Source organism: Mycolicibacterium duvalii (assembly GCF_010726645.1).
GTDB lineage: Bacteria > Actinomycetota > Actinomycetes > Mycobacteriales > Mycobacteriaceae > Mycobacterium > Mycobacterium duvalii.
Window position 1 is genome coordinate 5,330,806 of the sequence record NZ_AP022563.1, and the last position, 22,210, is coordinate 5,353,015.

The following is a 22,210-nucleotide window of genomic DNA, read 5'->3' on the forward strand; positions in this document are numbered from 1 at the left end:
GTATGCCCTCCCGATCGGGCGGGTGGGAGCCCTCGCGGTGTCGCTCGGGATCGGATTCGCCGTCGCGAACTCCTCCGGCGTCGCCTACGCCGACACCGACGGGGACTCGTCGGTGTCGGCGAGTCGCGACAACGACGCGACGTCGTCGGCCCCGCGCAGGCAGCACCCGGACAGGACCGCACCCTCGGACGCCGGCAGCAGCAGCGACGTCGAGGACGAGCAGGGTCCCGAGGACCTCGACGACGAAACGCTGGACGATGCGGACCTTGCGGACCTCGAGCCGGGCGACTCCGAATCCGAGGTTCCGGACCCCGACGTGTCCCCCGGTGATGACGGGTCCGAGGAACAGAGCAGCGGGGACGCCTCGGACGACCCGCCCGAACCCGCGGTCAGCGACGAGACAGCGGCCGACGGCCAGCTCCAACGTCGGAACATCCAGCAGGCGGCCGTGCAAGAGACCGCGCAGTCACCATCCGAGAGCGGCACCGTCGCCGACGACGCTGACGTGACGGAGCCGGAACCCGACGTGACCGCTGCGGACGCGACGGCCGAGCCGCAGGCCGAATCCGTCACCGTCGACCTCACCGACACCGACACCGACACCGACACCGACAGCACAACCGCCACGACGCAGACCACCACAGCCACCGCCACGACGACGGACAAGAGGGTTGCAGTCGCGTCGGCGTTCCCGGCCGAAAACCGCGTCGAGACCGTCGACATGATGACGGCGCTCGTGTCCAACGTCGTCGCCCCGTTCGCCGATCCCGCCGCGCCGGCGCGGGCGCCCTGGTTCGATGCGTTCCTGGCCTGGGTCCGGCGGCAGATCACGCACACCTTCTTCAATCGGACGCCGGTGTGGGGCCCGGTGGAAAGCCACCAATTGCTCACCGGCCAGGTCGAATTCGACCTCAACGCCCGCGACCCCAACGATGACCCACTGACCTACAAGATCAGCCAGCCCGCACACGGTCTGGTCGTCAGGAACCCGCTGACCGACACCTTCATCTACACCCCCACGCTCCCGGTCACCGGTCAGCCGTTGCAAGACACCTTCTACGTCACGATCAGTGACTCGTCGGAGCATCTCAAAGGCATTGGGGGTGTGATCCAGGGCATCTTCCATTCGCTGGCGCGGATCATCGGTATCGCGCAACGCGACGAGGTGACCCTTGCGGTGTCGGTGACCGCCAACCCGATCGTCGAGGTGCCACCCGTCGTGGTGGTGACCCCGGTCGCTACCGGTCTGGTCGGTACTGCGGTCCGGGTCAGCCCGGTGGTGGTCATCACCGATCTGGATTCCGAGGAGATCACCTCGGCCACCGTCACCGTCAACGATGCGGCTGCCGACGATGTGTTGAGCTGGGGCGACCTGCCCACCGGTGTCTCGGCCGCGGTCGGCGAGGACGGGGTGGTCACGTTCACCGGTGCCGCCTCCGCGGCGGCGTATCAACAACTGCTGCAGACGGTGACGCTGACCTCCGAGGACATCGGAGTCAAGACCGTGTCTTTCGCGGTGATCGATGACCAAGGTAAGACGAACGTGACGCCGGCTGCCACGGTCGTGACGATCGTCGGTCTGCCGGTCGAGGTGCCCCCGCTGGTGGTGGTGTCGCCGGTGGCCGCCGGCCGGGTCGACGGCCCGATCAGGGTCAGCCCGATCGTCGTGATCACCGATGTCGACTCCGATGTCCTGACGTCGGCGACGGTGCGCATCACCGATCCGAGTGCGGACGACTCGCTGGGATGGGGGACGCTGCCGCCCGGCATGACGGTCACCACCGGGGACGGTTGGGTGACTTTCACCGGTGACGCGTCAGCGGAGGCCTATCAGGAGTTGCTGGCCTCCGTCACGCTGACCTCCGCGGCGCCGGGTCTGAAGGCGGTGGCGTTCTCCGTGGTTGACGACGACGGCAACGCCAGCTCGGTGCCGGCGCGCACCGCGGTCACGGTGCTGGGCCTACCCGTCGACGTGCCGCCTCTGATCGTCGTCACCCCGGTTGCCACCGGGACTGCCGGGGCGCCGATCACGGTGAGCCCGATCGTGGTGATCACCGATCTGGATTCCGACCTACTCGACTCTGCCACAGTGACTCTCAACGACGTCGACGACGGCGACGTGCTCGGCTACGGAACGCTGCCCACCGGGGTGTCCGCCACCTACGACGACGGTGTGTTGACGTTCACCGGTGAGGCCTCGCTCGCCGATTACCAACAGCTGCTGCGAACCGTGACATTGACCTCGCCCGCGGCCGGCCTCAAGTCGGTGTCCTTCACGGTCACCGATGTCGAGGGCAACGCGAGTTCGGTGCCGGCGGCCACGGTGGTGACAGTGCTGGGTCTGCCGGTCGACGTGCCGCCGTTGGTGGTGGTGTCACCGGTGGCGGCCGGCGTGGCCGGCTCCGCGATCAGGATCAGCCCGATCGTGGTGATCACCGACCTGGACTCAGGCGACCTCCGTTCTGCGACAGTGACACTCGCCGGCGCGGAAGAAGCCGATGTCTTCGGCTACGGTCCGCTGCCGACGAATGTGTCGGCGGGTTACGTCGACGGGGTGCTCACCTTCACCGGCGACGCCTCGGTTGCCGACTACCAGGCGCTGCTGGCGTCGGTGACGTTGACCTCGCCGGACGCAGGCCTGAAGACGATCAGCTTCTCGGTCACCGATGTCGACGGCAACACCAGCACGGTGCCGGCCGGCACGGTGGTGACGGTGGTCGGCCTACCGGTGACGGAGATTGCTCCGGTGGTGCTTGTCACCCCGGTGGCGGCCGGGGTCGTCGGATCGTCCGTCTCGGTGAGCCCGATCGTGGTGATCACCGACCTGGACTCAGATCAGTTGCATGCTGCGACCGTCACTTTGGAAGAAGCGCAGCCCGGCGATGCACTCGGGTTCACCGCCGCGTTGCCGACGGGCGTCGCTGCCGGCTACTCCGACGGCGTGCTGACCTTCACCGGTGGCGCCTCGGTCGAAGAGTACCGACAACTGCTCGCGTCGGTGACGCTGACCTCCGACACCGCAGGACTGAAGGCGGTCAGCTTCACCGTGACCGATCTGCAGGGCAACACCAGTGTTGTTCCGGCCGCCAGCGTGGTGACCGTGGTCGGTCTTCCCGGTGTCTCGATCCCTCCGGTGGTCGTGGTGTCGCCGGTGGCCGCCGGGACCGTGGGCAAGCCCACCACCGTCAGCCCGGTCGTGGTCATCACCGACCTCGATTCGTCCCAACTCGGCTCTGCCACCGTCACTCTCGCCGGTGCGCAGGACGGCGACATCCTGGCCATCGATGCCGGACTGCCGGACGGGATGCAGGCTGGCTACGCCGACGGTGTGCTGACCCTCACCGGCGCCGCCACCGTGGAACAGTATCGGGCGCTTCTCCAGTCCGTCACGCTGACCTCGGTGTCAGCGGGCCTGAAGACGGTCAGCTTCTCCGTCACGGACCTCGACGGAGCCGACAGCCTGGTGGAGGCCGGCACGCTGGTCACCGTGGTCGGACTGTCGGCCGACGTGCCGCCGCTGGTGCTCGTCTCGCCGGTGGCGGCTGGTGTCACGGGTTCGGCGATCGTGGTCAGCCCCATCGTCATCATCACCGATCCGGACTCCGCGCAACTGCATTCGGCCACCGTGACCGTTGGCGGCGGCACCGCCGACGACGTGCTGGACTTCACCGGCACCCTGCCGAGCGGTGTCGACGTCAGTTACGGCACCGGGACCCTTACGTTCACCGGGGACGCCTCGGCAGCGGCGTATCAGGCCTTGCTGCAGTCGGTGACGCTGACCTCGGCCGGCGCCGGGGTGAAGACCGTCAGCTTCTCGCTCACTGACACCGAAGGCGCCACCAGCGTGGTGCCGGCGGGGACCGTGGTCACCGTGGTGGGGGTGCCGGGCGGCCTGTCGATGGCGCCGGTGGTCGTGGTGACACCGGTGGCGGCGGGCACCGTCGGCGAGCCCACCACGGTCAGCCCCATCGTCCTGATCACCGACCTGGACTCAACGGAGATGGACTCGGCCACAGTGACTCTCGCTGACGCCGAGGAGGGCGATGAGCTCGTCGTCGACGCGACACTGCCGTCGGGTGTGGAGGCGTTCTACGCCGGCGGGGTGCTCACCATCACCGGCACAGCCACCGTCGAGCAGTACCAGCAGATGCTGCAGTCGGTCACGTTGACGACGGTGTCCGCGGGTGTGAAGGCGGTGAGTTTCACGGTCACCGATGCCGACGGCGCCACCAGCGCGGTGCTGGCAGGGACGCTGGTCACCATGGTGGGGCTGTCGACCGAGGTGCCCCCGTTGGTGCTGGTCGCACCGGTTGCGACGGGCATCGCGGGATCGGCGATCAGGGTGAGCCCGATCGTCGTCCTCACCGACCCCGATTCCGACCAGGTGCGTTCTGCCACCGTCACTCTCGGCACCTTCGGCGCCGGCGACGTGCTGGCTGTCAGCGGGGCACTGCCCTCGGGGGTGCAAGCCGAATACTCCGCGGGAGTGCTGACCCTGACCGGCAACGCGAGCGTGGCCCAGTACCAGGACCTGCTGCAGAGGGTCACCTTGACCGCGGCCAGTGGCGGCCTGAAGACGGTGAGTTTCGCCGTCACCGACGGCGAAGGCAAGACCAGCGTGGTGCCCGCGGGTACTGCGGTGACCGTTGTGGGATTGCTGGACCTGTCCCTGGATCCGGTCGTGGTGGTGTCACCTGTGGCTGCGGGCACGGTGGGCGACGCGATCACCGTGAGCCCGGTGGTGATCATCACCGACCTCGACTCGACCTTCCTGCGTTCGGCGTCCGTCACCCTCGACGACCCTGCGGCCGGTGACGTTCTCGGCTACACCGCCGCGCTGCCTTCGGGTGTGGAGGCCGACTACACCGACGGAGTGCTCACCTTCACCGGCACCGCAACGGTATCTGAGTACGAGGCGCTGCTGGCATCGGTGACGTTGACGTCGGACACCGCGGGTCTGAAGACGGTCAGCTATACCGTCACCGACAGCCTGTTCCACGAGAACGCGGTCGCCGCCGTCACCGCGGTGACGGTGTTGGGTCTTCCGGAAACCGACATCCCGCCGGTGGTGGTGGTGTCTCTGGTCGCCGCCGGTGCCGTCGGGCGGGCGATCCGGATCAGCCCGCTGACGGTCATCAGGGACTTGGACTCGGCCCAGTTAACCTCTGCCACCGTGACTTTGACCGACCCCGACGGCGGTGACGTGCTCGACCTCGACGCCGAGGTGCCGGACGGAATGCAGGTCGACTATGCCGACGGGGTCCTGACGCTCAGCGGAACCGCCAGCGTGGAGCAGTACCAGACACTGCTGCGGTCGGTGACCCTGACCTCGACGACAGCCGGTGTGCAGACCGTCTCCTTCGCGGTGACCGATCTCGGCGGGACCACCAGCGTCCTGCCCGCGATCACGGCGGTTACGGTGGTCGGGGTGCCGGCGACGTCGTTCGCGCCGGTGGTGGTGGCGTCCCCGGTCGCAGCGGGCACCACCGGTTCGACGATCGCGGTCAGCCCGGTTCTGGTGATCGCTGACGTCGACTCCGAAACCCTCACCTCCGCGACCGTGACCATCGAGGGCTATCAGGACGGCGATGTCCTCGATTTCGACCCCGCCCTTGCCCCAGACATCCTGGGCAGCTACGCCAACGGACTGCTGACCTTCAGCGGGGATGCCTCGGTTGCCGACTACCAGGCGCTGCTGCGGTCGGTGACAGTGACGTCGACCGACCCGGGCATCCGCACGGTCAGCTTCGAGGTCACCGACGCCGGGGGCGCCGCCAACGTGGTACCGGCGGCAACCGTGGTGACGGTGGTCGGCGTCGCCGGGGTGTCACTTCCTCCGCTGGTCGTCGCGTCGCCGGTGGCTGCCGGCAGAACGGGCACCCCGATCACGGTGAGCCCGGTGCTCGTCGTCACCGACGTCGACTCGGCCCTGCTCGGTTCGGCGGCGGTGACCATCGACGACTATCAGGCCGGCGACCTTCTGGACTTCGACGCGGCGCTGGCCGATGGGCTGCTGGCCGACTACACCGACGGCGTACTGACATTCACCGGCGACGCTTCGGCCGGGGACTATCAGGCGCTGCTGCGGTCGGTGACGTTGACCTCTGCCGGTGCCGGCATCAAGACGGTGAGCTTCACGGTCACCGACCTCGAGGGCACATCCAGCATCCTGCCGGCGGTCACCGCGGTGACCGTGGTCGGCGCGCCCACCGTGTCGCTCGCGCCGGTCGTCGTCGTCACCCCGGTGGCCGTCGGTGTGGTTGGTGACGCGATCACGGTCAGCCCGATCGCGGTCATCACCGACCTGGACTCGGATGGCTTGCAGTCGGCGACGGTTCGAGTGGTGAACGCGGCTGACACAGATGTGCTGAGCTTCGACGGCACGTTGCCGAGTGGGGTGACCGTCGAGTACGCCGCCGGGGAGGTGACGTTCACGGGGCCGGCGGCGGCCGGTGACTACCAGAACCTGCTTGCCGCCGTGTCTTTGACGTCACAGACGTCGGGGCTGAAGACCGTCAGCTTCACGGTCACCGATCTCGAAGGCCGTGTCAGCACGGTGCCCGCGGCGACGGTGGTCACGGTCGTCGGTGTGCCCGACGTCTCGATCGCACCCGTGGTGGTGGTGTCACCGGTGGCCGCGGGCAGTGTCGGCGCGCCCATCACCATCAGCCCCGTGGTGGTGATCACCGACCTCGACTCCGACGATCTGCAGTCGGCCACCGTGACGGTGGGCGGCGCGGTCGACGGAGATGTTATGAGCTACAACGGAACTCTGCCCGACGGCATCGACGTCGATTACACCGACGGCGTTCTGACCTTCACCGGTAATGCGACGGTCGAGCAGTACCGTTCACTGTTGGAGGCGGTGACCCTGACTTCCACCGCCGAGGGTGTCAAGACGCTCAGCTTCGCAGTCACTGATGCCGAAGGTGTCGCGAGTGCGCTGCCCGCGGGCACGGTGGTGACCGTGGTGGGGCTGCCCGAGCTTCTGATCGCGCCGGTCGTGGTGGTCTCGCCGGTGGCGGCGGGTGTGGCCGGGTCGGCCATCACCGTCAGTCCCGTTCTGGCGATCACCGACCTGGACTCCGGGATCATCCGTTCTGCAACGGTGACGGTGGCCGGCGCCGGGGTCGGGGATGAGCTCGACTACACCGGCACCCTCCCGCCGGACGTGGTCGCCAGTGCTGTCGACGGAACGCTGACCTTTACCGGCAACGCCACCGTCGCCGAATACCAGGCCCTGTTGGCGACCGTCACGCTGACCTCGACGACCCCGGGCGTCAAGGCGGTCAGCTTCACGGTCACCGACATCGATACCAACACCAGCACGGTCGCGGCCACCACGATGGTCACCGTGGTGGACGCACCGCTCGACGCACCGCCGCTGGTGGTGGTGCGACCGGCCACGGCGGGCACGGTCGGTGATGCGATCCTGGTGAGCCCGATCGTGGTGATCACCGACCTCGACTCGTCGCACCTCGGGTTGGCTACTGTCACCGTCGAGGACTGGGCCGCCGACGACGTGTTGGGCTACACCGCCGCGCTGGTGCCGCAGAATGTCGACGCCGACTTCACCGGTGGAGTGCTGACGTTCACCGGGGACGCCACGGTGGCCGAGTACCAGGCTCTGTTGGCGTCGGTGACGTTGACCTCGCAGGCCCCCGGTCTCAAAGCCGTCAGCTTCACCGTCACCGATGCGCAGGACAACGTCAGCACCCTGCCGGCCGGTACCGTCGTGACTGTCGCAGCGCTGCCGGTCGCGGTCGCGCCCCTGGTGGTGGTACTGCCGACCGCCGTCGGCGCCGTCGGCGAGGCGACCACCGTCAGTCCGGTTGTCGTGATCGCCGACCTCGACTCGTCGCACCTCGGCTCTGCCACAGTCACCGTCGAGGACTGGGCCGCCGACGACGTGTTGGGCTACACCGCCGCGCTGGTGCCGCAGAATGTCGACGCCGACTTCACCGGTGGAGTGCTGACGTTCACCGGGGACGCCACGGTGGCCGAGTACCAGGCCCTGTTGGCGTCGGTGACGTTGACCTCGCAGACCGCCGGCCTGAAGGAGATCACCTTCACCGTCGTCGACGCCGAGACCACCGCGAGCACGGTCCCGGCGGGCACTGTGGTCACGGTGGTCGGTCTGCAGAGCCCGGTGGCGCCGCTGGTACTCGTCGCACCGCTGACCACCGGCACCGTCGGTCAGGCGATCACGGTGAGCCCCACCGTGGCGATCGGGGATCTGGACTCCGACCAACTGGAGTCGGCCGGCGTCACAATCGAGAACTACACGGCCGGCGATACGTTGAGCTTCACTGCCGTTCTCCCCGAGGGTGTCGATGTGGAAAACCTCGACGGCGTGTTGACGTTCACCGGTCCGGCATCGATCGACCAGTACCGCGCACTGTTGGCGTCGGTGAAGCTGACGTCGACAGCTACCGGACTGAAGTCGGTGAGCTTCACCGTCACCGACGCCGAAGGCAACGTGAACACCGTGCCGGCCGGCACCGTGGTGACGGTCGTGGGACTGCCCACCGAGGTGGCTCCGCTCGTTGTGGTGACCCCGGTCATCGCCGGGGCCGTCGGTGACACGATCACAGTCAGCCCGACCGTGTTGATCTCCGACCTGGATTCCGAGGAGATCGACTCGGCGACAGTCACCGTGGGGAACTGGCAAGCCGGTGACGTGCTCGGCTTCACCGCAGCCCTGCCGGCAACAGTGGACGCCAACCTCGTCGACGGTGTGCTCACCTTCGCCGGGCCGGCCTCGTTGACGGAGTACCGAGCGCTGTTGGAGTCGGTGACGTTGACGTCGGCGTCGGCGGGCCTGAAGACGATCTCGTTCGCCGTCGTCGATGGGGAACTCAACGAAAGTGCCGTTCCCGCCTCGACGGTCGTGACGGTGGCCGAGGTGCCGACAGAGGTGGCTCCTCTCGTCCTCGTGACGCCTGTGGCCACCGGGAGCATCGGCGACGCGATCACGGTGAGCCCGACGGTGGCGATCTCGGATCTGGATTCGGAGCAGATCGACCGGGCGACGGTGACGATCGAAAACCTCTCCGCGGGCGACGTGCTCGGCTACACCGCGGCGCTTCCCACCGACGTCGACGCCGTCATCGCCGGGGGTGTGCTCACGTTCACCGGGCCGGCCTCGTTGGCCGAGTACCGAGCGCTGTTGGAGTCGGTGACGATGACCGCGTCCGCGCCGGGGCTCAAAGCGATCAGCTTCACGGTCACCGACGCCGACGGCAACGTCAGTGCCGTCCCGGCGACCACGGTGGTCACCGTGGTCGGCCTGCCGACCCAGGTGACGCCGCTCGTCATCGTCACACCGGCGGTCGGTGGCACCGTCGATGAGCCGATCACCGTCAGCCCGATCGTCGTCATCTCCGATCTCGATTCCGACGAACTCGAATCGGCGACAGTCACGATCGGCAACCTCGCGGGGGGCGACGTGCTCGGCTTCACCGCGAGCCTGCCCGGCGGCATCGACGCGAACATCGTCGACGGCGTCCTGACCTTCAGCGGGACCGCTTCGGTGGCGACGTATCAGCAACTGCTGCAATCGGTTACATTGACGTCGACGACGCCCGGCTTGAGAGCGGTCAGCTTCACGGTCACCGATGCCGACAATAACGAAAGTGACGTGCTCGCGACCACCGTGGTCACCGTGCTGGGACTGCCGACGGCGGCTGACCCGCTGGTGCTGACCTCGCTGGTCAGCGTGAACTACACCGCGGGCGCGGCCGGTGCCACAGTGGACCCCGGACTCCTGGTGCTCGACGCTGATTCGGAGATCATCACCGGCGCCACAGTGACGATCGTCAGCCCCGGCGCCGACGACACACTGAGTTTCGGCCCGACTCCGGAGGGGGTGACGGGGACCTTCAGCGACGGGGTGCTCACCTTCGACGGCGATGCCTCCGTCGCCGACTACCAGGCGCTCCTACGGTCGGTGACGTTCTCGACCGGCTCGTCAGCGCTGGCCGCAATTCGGACCATCACGTTCACCGTGACCGATGACCAACAGGGCGTAAGCGCACCGGGAATGGTGGCAGTCACCATCGCGGCCCTGCCCGTGCTTGCAACACCGGTCGTGGTGACCTCGCTGGCGAGCATCGACTACACAGCCGGTGAATCGGCCAAGCAGGTGGACCCGAACCTGCTGCTGCTCGACGCGGATTCGTCCGAGATCTCCGGAGCGGTGATACGGATCGTCGGTGGGGCAGCGGCAGGGGAGAGCCTGGGCTTCACCATGCCGAGTGGCGTCGACCTGGACTACACCTATGACGCCGGCGTGCTCACATTCACCGAGACCGCGTCGAAAGCCGTGTACCAGGAGCTGCTGCGCTCGATCACCTTCACCGCGGACACCGACGCGCTGGCGACCATCAAATCCATCTCCTTCGTCGTGACCGACGCCGAAAACAACACCAGTAACACCGGTTTGGTCGCCGTGACGATCGTCAAGGCACCGCTGAACGTCGCGCCTCTCGTGGTGACGTCGGTGGTGAACGTCAACTACACGGCCGGCAACGCAGCGACCGACGTCGACCCCGGACTGACCTTGCTGGATCTGGACTCCGACGCCCTCAGCGGTGCCACGGCGACGATCTCGGGGGGCTTCGCCTCCGGCGACACCCTGACCTTCGACGAAACGCTTGCCGCTCAGCTCGGCATCACCGGCAGTTACAACTCCGATGCCGGTGTTCTGACGTTCACGAACGCCGTAGCGATCGAGGACTACCAGCAACTGCTGCGGTCGGTGCAGCTGTCGACCGGTTCCGCAGCGCTGGCGGCGATCAAGACGGTGTCATTCCAGGTGACCGATCGCCAAGGAGCCACGAGTCTTCCTGGCTCGGTCGCGGTGACCGTATTGGCTGCGCCGAGCAACATAGCGCCCCTGGTCGCGACGATACCGGTGGGACCTGTATACACCGCCGGCAATACTGCGGTGGCGGTGAATCCGCTGTTGACAGTGGCCGACCTGGACTCCGATAACCTGACAGGTGCGGTCGTGGAGATCTCGGGCGGGTTCGCTGAGGGGGATGTGCTGACCTTCACCCCGCCGGAGGGTAGTCAGATCTCCGGGCTCGATTTCGACTCGGAAACAGGGAGATTGACGATCGTCGGGCCGGGAACCCTTGAGCAGTACCAAGAGGCTCTCCGTTCGGTGCGCTTCGCCTCGAGTGGTCCATCGTTGGCTTCCATCAAGACGATCACTTTCACCGTGACCGATGAGCACGGTGCTACTAGCGTGCCCGGGCTGGTAACACTCACGGTGGTGGCAAATACCCCGCCGCTTCTCACGACGGCGCTGCCGGTCAGCACCTATAGCCGCGTTCTCGGAGGATTGCTGACGCTGAGCCCGTTGACCACCATCGTCGACGACTCATCGTTCCTGACCAGCGCGACAGTCACCATCGGCGGCGCGCATAGCAACGACCAGTTGGACTTCACCCCAACCGGCGATATCGACGGCTCCTATCAAGACAGTGTGCTGACGCTTTCAGGGCAGGGAACGGTTGCCGAATACGTGCAGGTTCTTCGGTCCGTGACCTTCGAGACCTCAGGCCTGGCGTTGCTCGGTGTCCGCACGATCACGTTCCAGGTGGTGGATCTGCAGGGACTGCCCAGCAATGAGTCCGTGCTGCTGTTGACGATTGTTCTGTAGCCGCCGATACGGAGTCAGATCGCCGGCCCCAGCAGGTCGTCGGCGTCCTTGATCACGTAGCCGTAGCCCTGCTCGGCCAGGAAGCGCTGGCGGTGGGCGGCGTACTCGGCGTCGAGGCTGTCGCGGGATACGACGGAATAAAACACCGCGCCGCCGCCGTCGGCTTTGGGGCGCAGAAGTCTGCCCAGCCGCTGCGCCTCCTCCTGGCGGGAGCCAAAGGTTCCCGAGACCTGCACCGCCACACTGGCTTCAGGTAGATCGATGGAGAAGTTGGCGACCTTGGACACCACCAGCGTGCGGATCTCGCCGCGCCGGAACGCATCGAACAACGCCTCGCGCTCAGCGGTTTTCGTCGATCCCTGGATCACCGGGGCGTCGAGCTCGGCGCCGAGCTCGTCGAGCTGGTCGAGGTAGGCGCCGATCACCAGCGTCGGCTCGTCGGGGTGGCGCGCCAGGATCGATTTCACCACCGCGATTTTGGTGTGTGCGGTCGCGCACAGCTTGTAGCGCTCGTCAGGCCCGGCGGTGGCGTAAAGCATGCGCTCGTTATCGGTCATCGTCACCCGGACTTCGACGCACTCGGCCGGCGCGATCCAGCCCTGGGCCTCGATGTCCTTCCACGGCGCGTCGTAGCGCTTGGGGCCGATCAACGAGAAGACGTCGCCTTCGCGTCCGTCCTCACGGATCAAGGTCGCCGTCAGGCCGAGTCGTCGCCGCGACTGCAGATCCGCTGTCATCCGAAACACCGGCGCCGGCAACAGATGCACCTCGTCGTAGATGATCAACCCCCAGTCGCGGCTGTCGAACAACTCGAGATGCTTGTATTCGCCTTTGGTGCGGCGGGTGATCACCTGGTAGGTGGCGATGGTGACCGGACGAATCTCCTTGCGCTCGCCGGAGTACTCGCCGATCTCCTCCTCGGTCAGCGACGTCCGCGCGACCAGCTCGCGCTTCCACTGCCGCCCGGCCACCGTGTTGGTCACCAGGATCAGCGTCGTCGCACCGGCTTTGGCCATCGCTGCGGCGCCGACCAGAGTCTTGCCGGCTCCGCACGGCAGCACGACAACCCCGGAACCGCCTTCCCAGAACGAGTCGGCGGCCATCTGCTGGTAGTCGCGTAGATGCCACCCGTCCTGCGCCAGATCGATGGGATGGGCTTCACCGTCGACGTAGCCGGCCAGGTCCTCGGCGGGCCAGCCGATCTTGAGGAGCATCTGCTTGACCCGGCCGCGTTCACTGTTGTGCACGATCACGGTGTCGTCATCGAGGCGAGCCCCGAGCATCGGCGCGATCTTCTTGTTGCGTAGCACCTCTTCGAGCACTGCCCGGTCGAGGCTGACCAGAGTCAAGCCGTGCGCCGGGTGCTTCACCAGCTGCAGCCGCCCGTAGCGCGCCATCGTGTCGACGATGTCGACGAGCAGCGGCTGGGGCACTGCGTAGCGCGAGAACGTCACCAGCGCGTCGACGACCTGTTCGGCGTCGTGACCGGCGGCCCGCGCGTTCCACAACGCCAGCGGGGTGATGCGGTAGGTGTGGATGTGCTCGGGCGCGCGCTCCAGCTCCGCGAACGGCGCGATCGCCGCACGGGCTGCCTGGGCTTGCTCGTGGTCGACTTCCAGCAGCACGGTCTTATCGGATTGGACGATCAGCGGTCCGTCGGTCACGCGTCGCCTCGCAGCGGATGTCGGTTCGGAGTCACGTTTGTCCATTATCCAGGGCGGCCGGAGATGGAGCCCCCTGGCAACATCGCGGACGCCTCGGATCGCCACGCGAAACATTGCGACATCTGGTTGCCGCGGAGCGCACGCCCGTGATCCGCTACGCAAAGTTACGTATTGTATAGCGTTGCTATCTGAAGGTAATAGCTGTTAGAAGCGATCATGTGCTGTGCCGTGATGTTGACAAGAAAAAGAAATTCGTCGGATTTATTACCACCGTCAATATTTTGCTCTAATGTCATCCTGACGAACGCAAGCACATCGCGCGCGTTCGGCTACCGGCACCACATCCGACGACGGGGACGCGATGGCCAGGCACGCGGCAGTAGACGGCCCTCCCACGCCGACGCCGGGGGTAGCACGGGGGACAGCTGAGGGGGATCAGCGACCAACGGAGGCCGACGACACATGAGTGCACAACCAGCTCGCCACCGCAGTGACGCGTCCCGGACGCAGCCCGAGTTCTGGGCGGCGCGGGACCTGCTCCACGACGTGACGTCGGCCGGTCGACCCAGGCACGTCCGCAAGTCGACGACGAAGTACGCCACGCACGTCGGGCGCGTCGGCGCGCTGGCGGTTTCGCTCGGGATCGGTTTCGCCATCGCGAACTCCGCCACCCCGGTCGCCTACGCCGAAACCGACGCCGACTCGTCGTCCTCGTCGACCTCCTCCAGCACGGCAGAGTCCGCCACCGGCGAGCGCAGCGAGGCATCGAAACCCTCGGTTCGCAGCGGACCGCGGGTCCGAGCGGACCGGTCGGAACGGGCCGAAGCGCGGGCGCGCACCGAATCCAGGTCTACCGACGCTGCCCTCGACGAGGCGGACGTCGACGAAGACGTTGATGCCGCTGCCTCGGGTGCCGACGAACTGGACCAGTCGAGCTCGACCGCACCGGATAACAGTGCTTCGGAACAGCTCTCCGTGAGCGAAACCGACGAGGTCACCGAAACCGTCGACGAGCAGGCAGTCGAGCAGGACCTCGACACCGAGGCGTCCCCCTCGGATCCCACCGGCGTCGTCGAGACCGCGACCACCACCGTGCAGCAGGTGTTCCCCCGCCGGGCCGAAGTCCGCACTGCGGCCTACGCGTCGGTGACGTCGGAGGCGCGTGTCACTCGCGAGGTCACCGCGGACAACGTGGTCGCCGCTGTGGTGTCCACGGCGATGGCGCCGCTGGTCGATACCGACGCGCCGGTGTCCAATCCGATCAACGATGCCGTACTGGCGTGGGTCCGGCGGCTGATCAACCACACCTTCTTCAACAAAACCCCGGTCGTGCACAGCGTCACCACCGAGCAGCTTCTCGGTTCGGTGATCATCGACATCGACGCCGAAGACCCCAACGGCGATCCTCTGACCTACGACATCGTCCAGCCGGAAGGCGGATTTGTCGTTCGGGAGATCCTGACCGGCAAGTTCATCTACACCCCGACCGTTCCCGTCATCGGTGACCCCAAGCCGGTCGAGTTCCAGGTCGTGATCCGCGACGACTCCGAGCACCTCACCGGTGCGCTCGGCGCCATCCAGAACCTGCTGCACTCGGTGGCCCGTGCGTTCGGCCTCGCTCAGCCCGACACCCTCACCTACACGGTGAACTTCGACGTCGAACCGATCCTGCAGACTCCGCCCGGACTCGTCGCAATCGGATCGTTGCCGTATCAGCTCGGCGAGGACCCGGTGAAGTTGCTCTCCGTCGCCGAGATCATCGACCCGGACTCGGAGAGCCTGAAGCGCGCGGTGCTGAAGTTCACCGTCGGATATCAGGACGGCGACAGGCTGGAATTCGTTGCCCCCGAGGGCAGTGCGATCCAGGGTTCCTGGGACGAGGAGGGCAGGGCTCTCACCCTGCTCGCCGAGGGCGGCGCGTCGCTGGCTGCTTTCGAGGCAGCGTTGAAGGCCGTCACCTTCAGCGCCACCGATCTCGGTTTCGGGGCGCGTACGGTCGGCATCACCCTCACCGACGAACACGACAAGACGATGCTGATCCCGGCCACGGTGCTGGCTACGGTGCTGCCGGCCGTGAAGCTGCCGCCGACGCTGATCGCCGCACCCGGGCTGCCCTATCGCCTGGGCGATGACCCGACGCGACTGCTTTCGATCGCCGAGGTCGGCGACCCCGACTCGGCCGATCTCAGCCGTGTTGTGCTCAAGATCCTCAACGCACGCACCGGTGATCTGCTGGAGTTCGTCGCACCGGACGGCTCACCGGTCGAGGGCGAGTGGGATGCACAGAACCACACCCTGACGCTGGGTAATGTCGCCTCCAAGGCGGCGTACGAAGCGGCGCTGAAGGCCGTCACGTTCAGTGCCACCGAACTCGGACTGCTCAGCCGCACCGTCGAGATCACCGTGACCGACCAGAGCGGCACCGAGAACCTGGTGCCGGCACTGGTGCTGATCGGCGTCGTTGCCAGCCCCGAACTGCCGCTGACCGTCGTGCCCGTCGGATTGCCGTTCTACACGCTCGGCAAGCCGCCAGTGAAGATCGTGTCGTCCGTGGGCATCTCCAACGCCGACGACAACATGCTTTCGGGTGCCACGGTCACCGTCTCTGCCGCGCGGTTGAGCGGTGACAAACTCGTCTATACCGGAGCGCCGACCGCCAACATCACCGTGACCCAGACCAATGATTACACGCTGACCCTGTCGGGCGCTGCGAGCGTCGCGGAGTACGAACAGGTCTTCAAACAAATCGCCTTCAGTGCAACGCAACTCGGGGTGACCCGCACGGTGTCCATCACGGTCTCGGAGGCCGACGGCGGCACGAATCCGGTGCCCGGTCTGGTACTCGTCAACACCTTGGCACCGCTGGCACCCACGATCGCCGCACCGTCACTGGTGCCGGCGACCTACACCATCGGCAAGCGTGGCGTGGTCCTCGCGCCGACCGTGCTGATCGGCGACCTCGATTCGACCAACCTCACGAAGGCCACGCTCAAGATCGGGCTGGGCAAGCAGGCCGGCGACAAGCTGACCTTCACGACCATCGAGGGCAATCCCATCACCGCGACATGGAACGGCAATGACACCCTCACGCTGCAAGGCCTCGCGACCATCGAGCAGTACCGGGCAGCGTTGCAGTCCGTGACATTCGAAGCCACCGGCGGCGCGGTGATCACCCGTTTCGTGAGTATCGATGTCACCGACGACTCCGGGGTGGAGTCAGTCCTCCCCGCGTCGGCCGAGGTCTTCGTCAAGAACCCCGACCGACCGGCCCTGATCGTCACCGGTCCATCGCTTTTCGAGTTCCCGAAGGCCAACCAGAACGTTCGGCCGATCACGTCGGCGACCATCATCGACACCGACTCGACGGTGCTCACCGGAGCAAGCGTGAAGATCACCGGCGGCTTCACCACCGGCGACACCCTGTCCTTCGCCGGACTCGCCAACAACCCGGTCACCGGTTCCTTCAACGGCACCACGCGTGAGCTCACGCTGACCGGGACGGCCACCCTCGGGCAGTACAAGGCCGCGCTGGAGGCGGTGACGTTCCGGGCTACCCAGCACGGCGCAGGATGGCTGGAGCTGTTCAAAACCCGCACCCTGACGATCAACATCACCGACGACTCCGGCCTGAACGCCCTGCTGCCGGGGACCGTCCTGGTCTCGATCTACAAGTAATCAACCGGGATCGGCGGAGACCACCGACGTGACGCGGTGGATGGCGAACTCGCGCACTCGACCCGAGGCCGGGTCGTAGGCGGTGAGCTGTCCTCCGCGCACGTTGATCGGGGCGACCACGCGCTGGGTGGCGACCCCGGCGGGGTCGACGTAGCCGATCACCACCGACTCCTGGTGTTGCGCGGCGATCTGCAACTCGGTGATCGCCACCGCGGGATCCAGGCGCAGGCCCGACGACGGCGCAGCGGCGACCTTGCGCAGCACCGCCACGATCGCGCCCAACGTCTGATCGGTGGGCGGCGTGTGCTGCCGGTAGCCGCGCCGGCGCCCCGGCGCCGGCACCCGGGCGCCGCGTGAGCGCAGGTCGACGATGGCACCGGTGGAATCCTCGGCGGCCGGCGCGAACCCGGCGGCCCGCAACGCATTCAGCACCTCTGCGATACCGGCTTGGGAGACCGCCACGGTAGGCGCGAGCATCCGCAGTTCGACCGACTCGGTCGCCGGCGCGGCGACGGCCTGGGCCAGCAGCGCGGGGTCCTCGCACCGGACGAACGAAGCCGCCATCCCGACCCGCAGCTGTCCATGGCGGCGGGCGACGTCATCGATCATGTACGTCAGGGCCTGGGGTACCGGGGTTTTCGAATGCCTGGTGAACAGCGCGTGCAGTTCGCCGGCGGTCTTGCCGCAGTCCAGCGCGCGGCGCACGGACCCTTCGTCGATGCGATACACCATGGCTGCACCGGCGGATTCGACGGTCGCCACCGTGGCCAGCTCCTCGGCCAACTCACGTTCGAGCGGGCCGGGAACGATCACGGTCAGGTCGGCCTGTAACAGGAAGTGGTCGATCGGCGCCGGGAGCGTCTGCGCCATGGCGGCCACGACGGCCTCGTCGTCGCCGACGTCGAGCAGCACCCGCACCGGGCCGGCCACCGCGCCGCGGCCCACCGCGCCGACCGCGTGCGCTTCGGTCAGCAGATCGGCCACCGGCCCGGGCTGCAGTCGCGCCGACCACCGCGGGCGGTGCCACACCAGCGCCTCCGACGCGCTGTCCGCGTCGACGCCGGCACCCGCGGGCAGCTCGGCCAGCACGTCGAGCAGCAGTCGACGGTCCAGCGGCGCTGCGGTCGAGAACAACGAATCCGACAGCGCGGCATACGGTTTGTCCTCGGGGCTGCGGGTACCGACCAGGCTGGGCCGGCTGGGCAGATGCAGCCACGTCGAGACGAGTAGATGCCACTTGGCCGCGGTCGTCGACTCGACGAAACGGTCGGCGGCCACCGTCGGCGCCCACTGGCTGGCTCCGCTGTCGGTCGGGTCGGGCTCCGGAACGCCGGAGGCGATCAGCCCCGCTCCCGCGGCGATCTCGAGGATCAGCCCCAGTCGGCGCTCCTCGATACCGGTGAGTTTGGTCAGCCGCTTGACCTCCCGAACGCCCAGGCCCCCGCTGCGCAGTTCGGGAACCGGTGTCGCGCCCAGGATTTCGACGATCATCTCGACTTCGCGCATCAGGTCCAGCGCGGCACCGGCGGCCACGGCGTCCACATCACGGGCCGAGGTCTGCGAACGAGTCGGGTCCGGCCGGGTCAGGCTGACCGGGCCGGGCGCGTCGTCGCGCAGAATCTGGCCGACCAGTCGCGGCAGGATGACCGTGTCCTGATCGAGTCGACGAAGCAGCCCGGCCGCCAGCAGCCGCTGCACCGGGCGGTCAGGCGGGGCATCGGGCAGCGCGTCCCGGGTGCGGCCGATCGGGGAGCCGTCGAGCAGCTTGTCGAGCAGGTCGCGGCAGGCCTCGTCCAGGTCGTCGAGGGAGGCGCGAACGGCATCGGCAGATGAAGCACCCGTTTCGTAAGTGGCCTGGCCGGGATACCACGGCAGGCACCCGGCGGCCTCGGCGACGACGCGCAGCCCGTCGCGGGCGCCCCAGACCAGGGCGCGGTCCTGCAGCGCCGAGATCGCACCGTCCACGTCGGCGCCGGCGGCACGCTCGCCGAGACGTTCGGTCAGCGCGGCGGTCGGGACCGCGCCGGCGTCCGCCCCCAGCGTCAACAGCGCATCGAGAACAGCAAGGTGCAGAAAATCCAGGTCATCGGTGGCGGCCCGGACCGACTGCCGCGCCGCGGCGCGGGCGGCCAGCGCGGCGATCGTGCCTGGCGGCGGCTGGGTGAGGTCGGGCCGAAGTCGCAGCAGCCGGATCAGCCGCTCATCGTCCAGATCGGCCAACCAGGCGCCCAACGGCACGCCTGGAGTCTTCGCACTCATTGCTGACCAGCGTAAAGCAGCCGCCCGACCTCGCCTGACGACGAGTCGTTTGCCACAATGGCACCGTGGCTGATGACAAGAAGACCCGATACGTCGACCCAGGCTGGCCCACGGCGGACCCCGACGACCACGCGATCAGCGAACTGGCCGCCGATCGCACCGGGGCCCTCTCGCCGTTCGGTGACCTGACGTTCCCGCTCCCGGCCGAGGAACTGCCGTTCATTCAGTCCAAGACCGTCATCAATCGGTAGCGGCGCGCTGACGGTGGGCGATCGCCTCTCCCATCTCGACGAGACCGGCGCGGCCCACATGGTCGACGTCACCGCCAAGGACGCCACCAAACGCGTCGCGGTTGCCGCGGGCATGCTGCGCACCCGACCCGACGTTGTGCAGCTGATCACCGAAAACGGGCTGCCCAAAGGCGACGCGCTGGCCACTGCCCGCATCGCAGGCATCATGGCCGCCAAACGCACCAGCGAGTTGATTCCGCTGTGCCACCCACTGGCCATCACTGGCGTCGACATCGATTTCGTCGTCGCGGCGGGCGACGATCCCGGCGCCGTCGGCATCACGGCGTCCGTGCGCACGACCGACCGCACCGGCGTCGAGATGGAGGCCTTGACCGCCGTCAGCGTCGCTGCGCTGACCCTCTACGACATGATCAAAGCCGTCGATCGGGCCGCGCGGATCGGCGACATCGAAGTGGTGCGCAAAGAGGGCGGGAAGACCGGCACCTGGGTCCGGGACGCATGACCCGGTCCGGGGCCGTCGTCATCGCATCGACCCGCGCGTCGGCCGGGATCTATGAGGACCGGTGCGGCCCGGTGATCGTCGACTGGCTCCACGCCCGGAACATCACGACCGGACCCCCGGTCGTCGTCGCCGACGGCGACGGTGTCGCATACGCGTTGCGCGACGCGCTCGCTGCGGCTCCGGACGTCGTCATCACCTCGGGCGGGACCGGAATCTCGCCCACCGACGCCACCCCTCAGGTCACCGCGGCGCTGCTCGACTACGAGCTCCCCGGCCTCGCCGACGCAATCCGGCGCGCCGGTCTTCCGCACGTGCCGACGTCGGTGCTGTCGCGGGGAGTGTGCGGGGTCGCCGGCCGCACCCTGATCGTGAACCTGCCCGGCTCCCTCGGTGGTGTCCGCGACGGGCTGTCGGTGCTGGCCGATGTCCTCGACCATGCCCTCGATCAACTCCACGGCGAGGACCATCCGCGATGAGCACCGTCGTGCGCGCTGCGCTGACCGAAGAGCCGATCCACACCGCGGATCACGAAGCGTTGGTCGGCCACGACGCGGCCGGTGCCGTGGTGACTTTCGCCGGGGTGGTGCGTGACCACGACGGCGGGCGCGGCGTGCTCCGACTCGAGTACTCGGCGCACCCGACGGCGGCGCAGACGCTGGCGGAGGTGGCCGCCGAGGTCGCCGCCGAGTCCAGTGGCGTGCGCGCCATCGCGGTCAGCCACCGCATCGGCGAATTGCACATCGGCGACGCCGCTCTGGTGGCGTCAGTGGCTGCTGATCACCGTGGCGCGGCGTTCGCCACGTGCGCCCGACTTGTCGATGCCGTCAAGGAACGGCTCCCGGTGTGGAAGCACCAGTTCTTCGTCGACGGCACCGACGAGTGGGTCAACTCCGCGTGATCAGGCCGGTGGCAACACCGGGGCCGGGGGAGCCACGGGTGCCGGTGGGTTCGGTGGCACGCCGCCCGGTTCCGGGGTGGTCAGCGGACGCTGGGTGAGGGCGAGCAGCGCATCCCTCCCCGAGATCTCCTGGGTCTGGATGGCGTGCCAGATCTCCCGCAGGTAGGTCACGTTGGCGCTCTCGCCCGCCACCTGTGCCGGGTCGATGGTGGTGCCTGGCGGAAGATTCTCGGGGCTGGCCAGGTGCGGCACACCCTCCGGCAGCGGGATGTCACCGGTGATCGCCTGGTTGGCGACGTCGAACGCGGCGGCCGGCACGTCGACGGCAGCCAGCGGAGCCAGGGGATCCGCGGGGGCCGGGGCGGCTTGCGGCGCCGGCGGAGGCGGCAAGGCAGGAGCGCCCGGGGCCGGCTGCAGCGGCACATCGCCGGACTGCACGGACCACAGCTGTGGCTGACCGACCGGGGCGGGTCCCTGCACGGAGTCCCAGTCGGCGATCGTCACGACGTTCGGATCGGCCGGCGGCGGGGGCAGCGGTGCGTCGAGCGGTGCGGCCGGGGGTGGCGCGAGCGGGTCGATCGGTGCCGGTGCCATGTCGGGGGCCGGCGGCGGGGGCAGCGGCGCATCGAGCGGTGCGGCCGGGGGTGGCGCGAGCGGGTCGATCGGTGCCGGTGCCATGTCGGGGGCCGGCGGCGGGGGCAGCGGCGCGTCGAGCGGTGCGGCCGGGGGCGGCGCCACCTCGGGCGCGGGCGGCGGCGGGGGCAGCGGCGCGTCGACCGGCGCCGGGGCGGCCAGCGGGTCGATCGGGGCGGGCGGCGGAGGCGGCGGAGCCAGTAGGTCGGCCGGCGGCGCAGGCAGCGCACCGTCGAGTCCCAGCGGGTGGACCGGAGCCGGCTCCTCGTCGACGACATTGCGCGGCGTGGCGGCGGAGAGCGGCCCGCCGCACGACGGCCATGCGCCCTTGCCCTGCGAAGCCAGCACGCGCTCCGCAACGGCGATCTGTTCTTCCTTGGTAGCCAGGTGCGCTGCCGGGGCGAACTCGCCGCCACCGTGGCCGGACCAGGTTCCCGGCGCAAACTGCAGGCCGCCGTGGTAGCCGTTGCCGGTGTTGATCGCCCAGTTCCCGCCTGACTCGCAGCGGGCCACCTGATCCCATTCACCGTCGGTGGCCGCGCCGGCGGTACCGGCCAGGGCCAGGCCGCTGCCGGAGATCACAGCGCCGGTGAAGGCGATCTTGGCGACGTTGACAGACGAAGGGGCGGGCTTGCGATGCCGTCCACTCATAAGTGCGTG

9 protein-coding genes are annotated in these 22,210 nt (G+C 68.1%); 6 read left to right on the forward strand and 3 right to left on the reverse strand.

Annotation, left to right across the window (positions count from 1 at the left end; translation table 11 throughout):
• Positions 1–37 precede the first annotated feature (37 nt).
• Entirely contained in the window at positions 38–11,668 is an 11,631-nt protein-coding gene (locus G6N31_RS25360; protein ID WP_133117653.1) for an Ig-like domain-containing protein, read from the forward strand.
• Positions 11,669–11,682: 14 nt separating this feature from the next.
• Here G6N31_RS25360 and G6N31_RS25365 read toward each other — a convergent pair whose 3' ends face one another.
• On the reverse strand, positions 11,683–13,332 hold the full coding sequence (locus G6N31_RS25365; protein WP_098001749.1) for a DNA repair helicase XPB: 1,650 nt from the start codon (positions 13,330–13,332) through the stop codon (positions 11,683–11,685).
• 462 nt (positions 13,333–13,794) lie between these two features.
• Here G6N31_RS25365 and G6N31_RS25370 point away from each other — a divergent pair, with 462 nt between their 5' ends.
• A complete protein-coding gene (locus tag G6N31_RS25370) occupies positions 13,795–17,007 on the forward strand; it encodes a hypothetical protein (protein ID WP_234815165.1) in 3,213 nt (1,070 codons plus the stop codon).
• Here G6N31_RS25370 and G6N31_RS25375 read toward each other — a convergent pair whose 3' ends face one another.
• A complete protein-coding gene (locus G6N31_RS25375) occupies positions 17,008–19,266 on the reverse strand; it encodes a helicase-associated domain-containing protein (RefSeq protein WP_098001747.1) in 2,259 nt (752 codons plus the stop codon). It abuts the gene before it with no gap.
• A 65-nt stretch (positions 19,267–19,331) separates the two neighbouring features.
• On the opposite strand from G6N31_RS25375, the gene G6N31_RS25380 reads away from it, so the two are divergent.
• The 4 genes from G6N31_RS25380 to G6N31_RS25395 are packed head-to-tail and all read left to right on the forward strand — an operon-like array spanning position 19,332 to position 20,917.
• A complete protein-coding gene (locus G6N31_RS25380; RefSeq protein ID WP_098001745.1) occupies positions 19,332–19,517 on the forward strand; it encodes a hypothetical protein in 186 nt (61 codons plus the stop codon).
• A 58-nt stretch (positions 19,518–19,575) separates the two neighbouring features.
• Positions 19,576–20,019, forward strand: coding sequence for a cyclic pyranopterin monophosphate synthase MoaC (gene moaC, locus G6N31_RS25385; protein WP_165776221.1), 444 nt, complete (start codon positions 19,576–19,578; stop codon positions 20,017–20,019).
• Positions 20,016–20,495, forward strand: a complete 480-nt coding sequence (locus tag G6N31_RS25390) for a MogA/MoaB family molybdenum cofactor biosynthesis protein (RefSeq protein ID WP_098001741.1) — start codon at positions 20,016–20,018, stop codon at positions 20,493–20,495. Before moaC ends, G6N31_RS25390 begins: the two co-directional genes overlap by 4 nt.
• Positions 20,492–20,917 carry a molybdenum cofactor biosynthesis protein MoaE gene (locus tag G6N31_RS25395; protein ID WP_098001739.1) on the forward strand — a complete coding sequence of 142 codons (426 nt, stop codon included), beginning with the start codon at positions 20,492–20,494 and terminating at the stop codon, positions 20,915–20,917. The genes G6N31_RS25390 and G6N31_RS25395 overlap by 4 nt, the downstream gene beginning before the upstream one ends.
• Here G6N31_RS25395 and G6N31_RS25400 read toward each other — a convergent pair whose 3' ends face one another.
• Complete coding sequence (locus G6N31_RS25400; RefSeq protein ID WP_163722380.1) at positions 20,918–22,201, reverse strand: transglycosylase family protein; 1,284 nt, start codon at positions 22,199–22,201, stop codon at positions 20,918–20,920.
• Between the last annotated feature and the right edge of the window lie 9 nt (positions 22,202–22,210).

Excerpts from the sequence above, each read along its gene's own strand:
- moaC (WP_165776221.1), top strand. The coding sequence starts at position 19,576 with ATGGTCGACGTCACCGCCAAGGACGCCACCAAACGCGTCGCGGTTGCC.
- G6N31_RS25395 (WP_098001739.1), top strand. The coding sequence starts at position 20,492 with ATGAGCACCGTCGTGCGCGCTGCGCTGACCGAAGAGCCGATCCACACC.
- G6N31_RS25390 (WP_098001741.1), top strand. The coding sequence starts at position 20,016 with ATGACCCGGTCCGGGGCCGTCGTCATCGCATCGACCCGCGCGTCGGCC.
- G6N31_RS25375 (WP_098001747.1), bottom strand. The coding sequence starts at position 19,266 with ATGAGTGCGAAGACTCCAGGCGTGCCGTTGGGCGCCTGGTTGGCCGAT.
- G6N31_RS25370 (WP_234815165.1), top strand. The coding sequence starts at position 13,795 with ATGAGTGCACAACCAGCTCGCCACCGCAGTGACGCGTCCCGGACGCAG.
- G6N31_RS25400 (WP_163722380.1), bottom strand. The coding sequence starts at position 22,201 with ATGAGTGGACGGCATCGCAAGCCCGCCCCTTCGTCTGTCAACGTCGCC.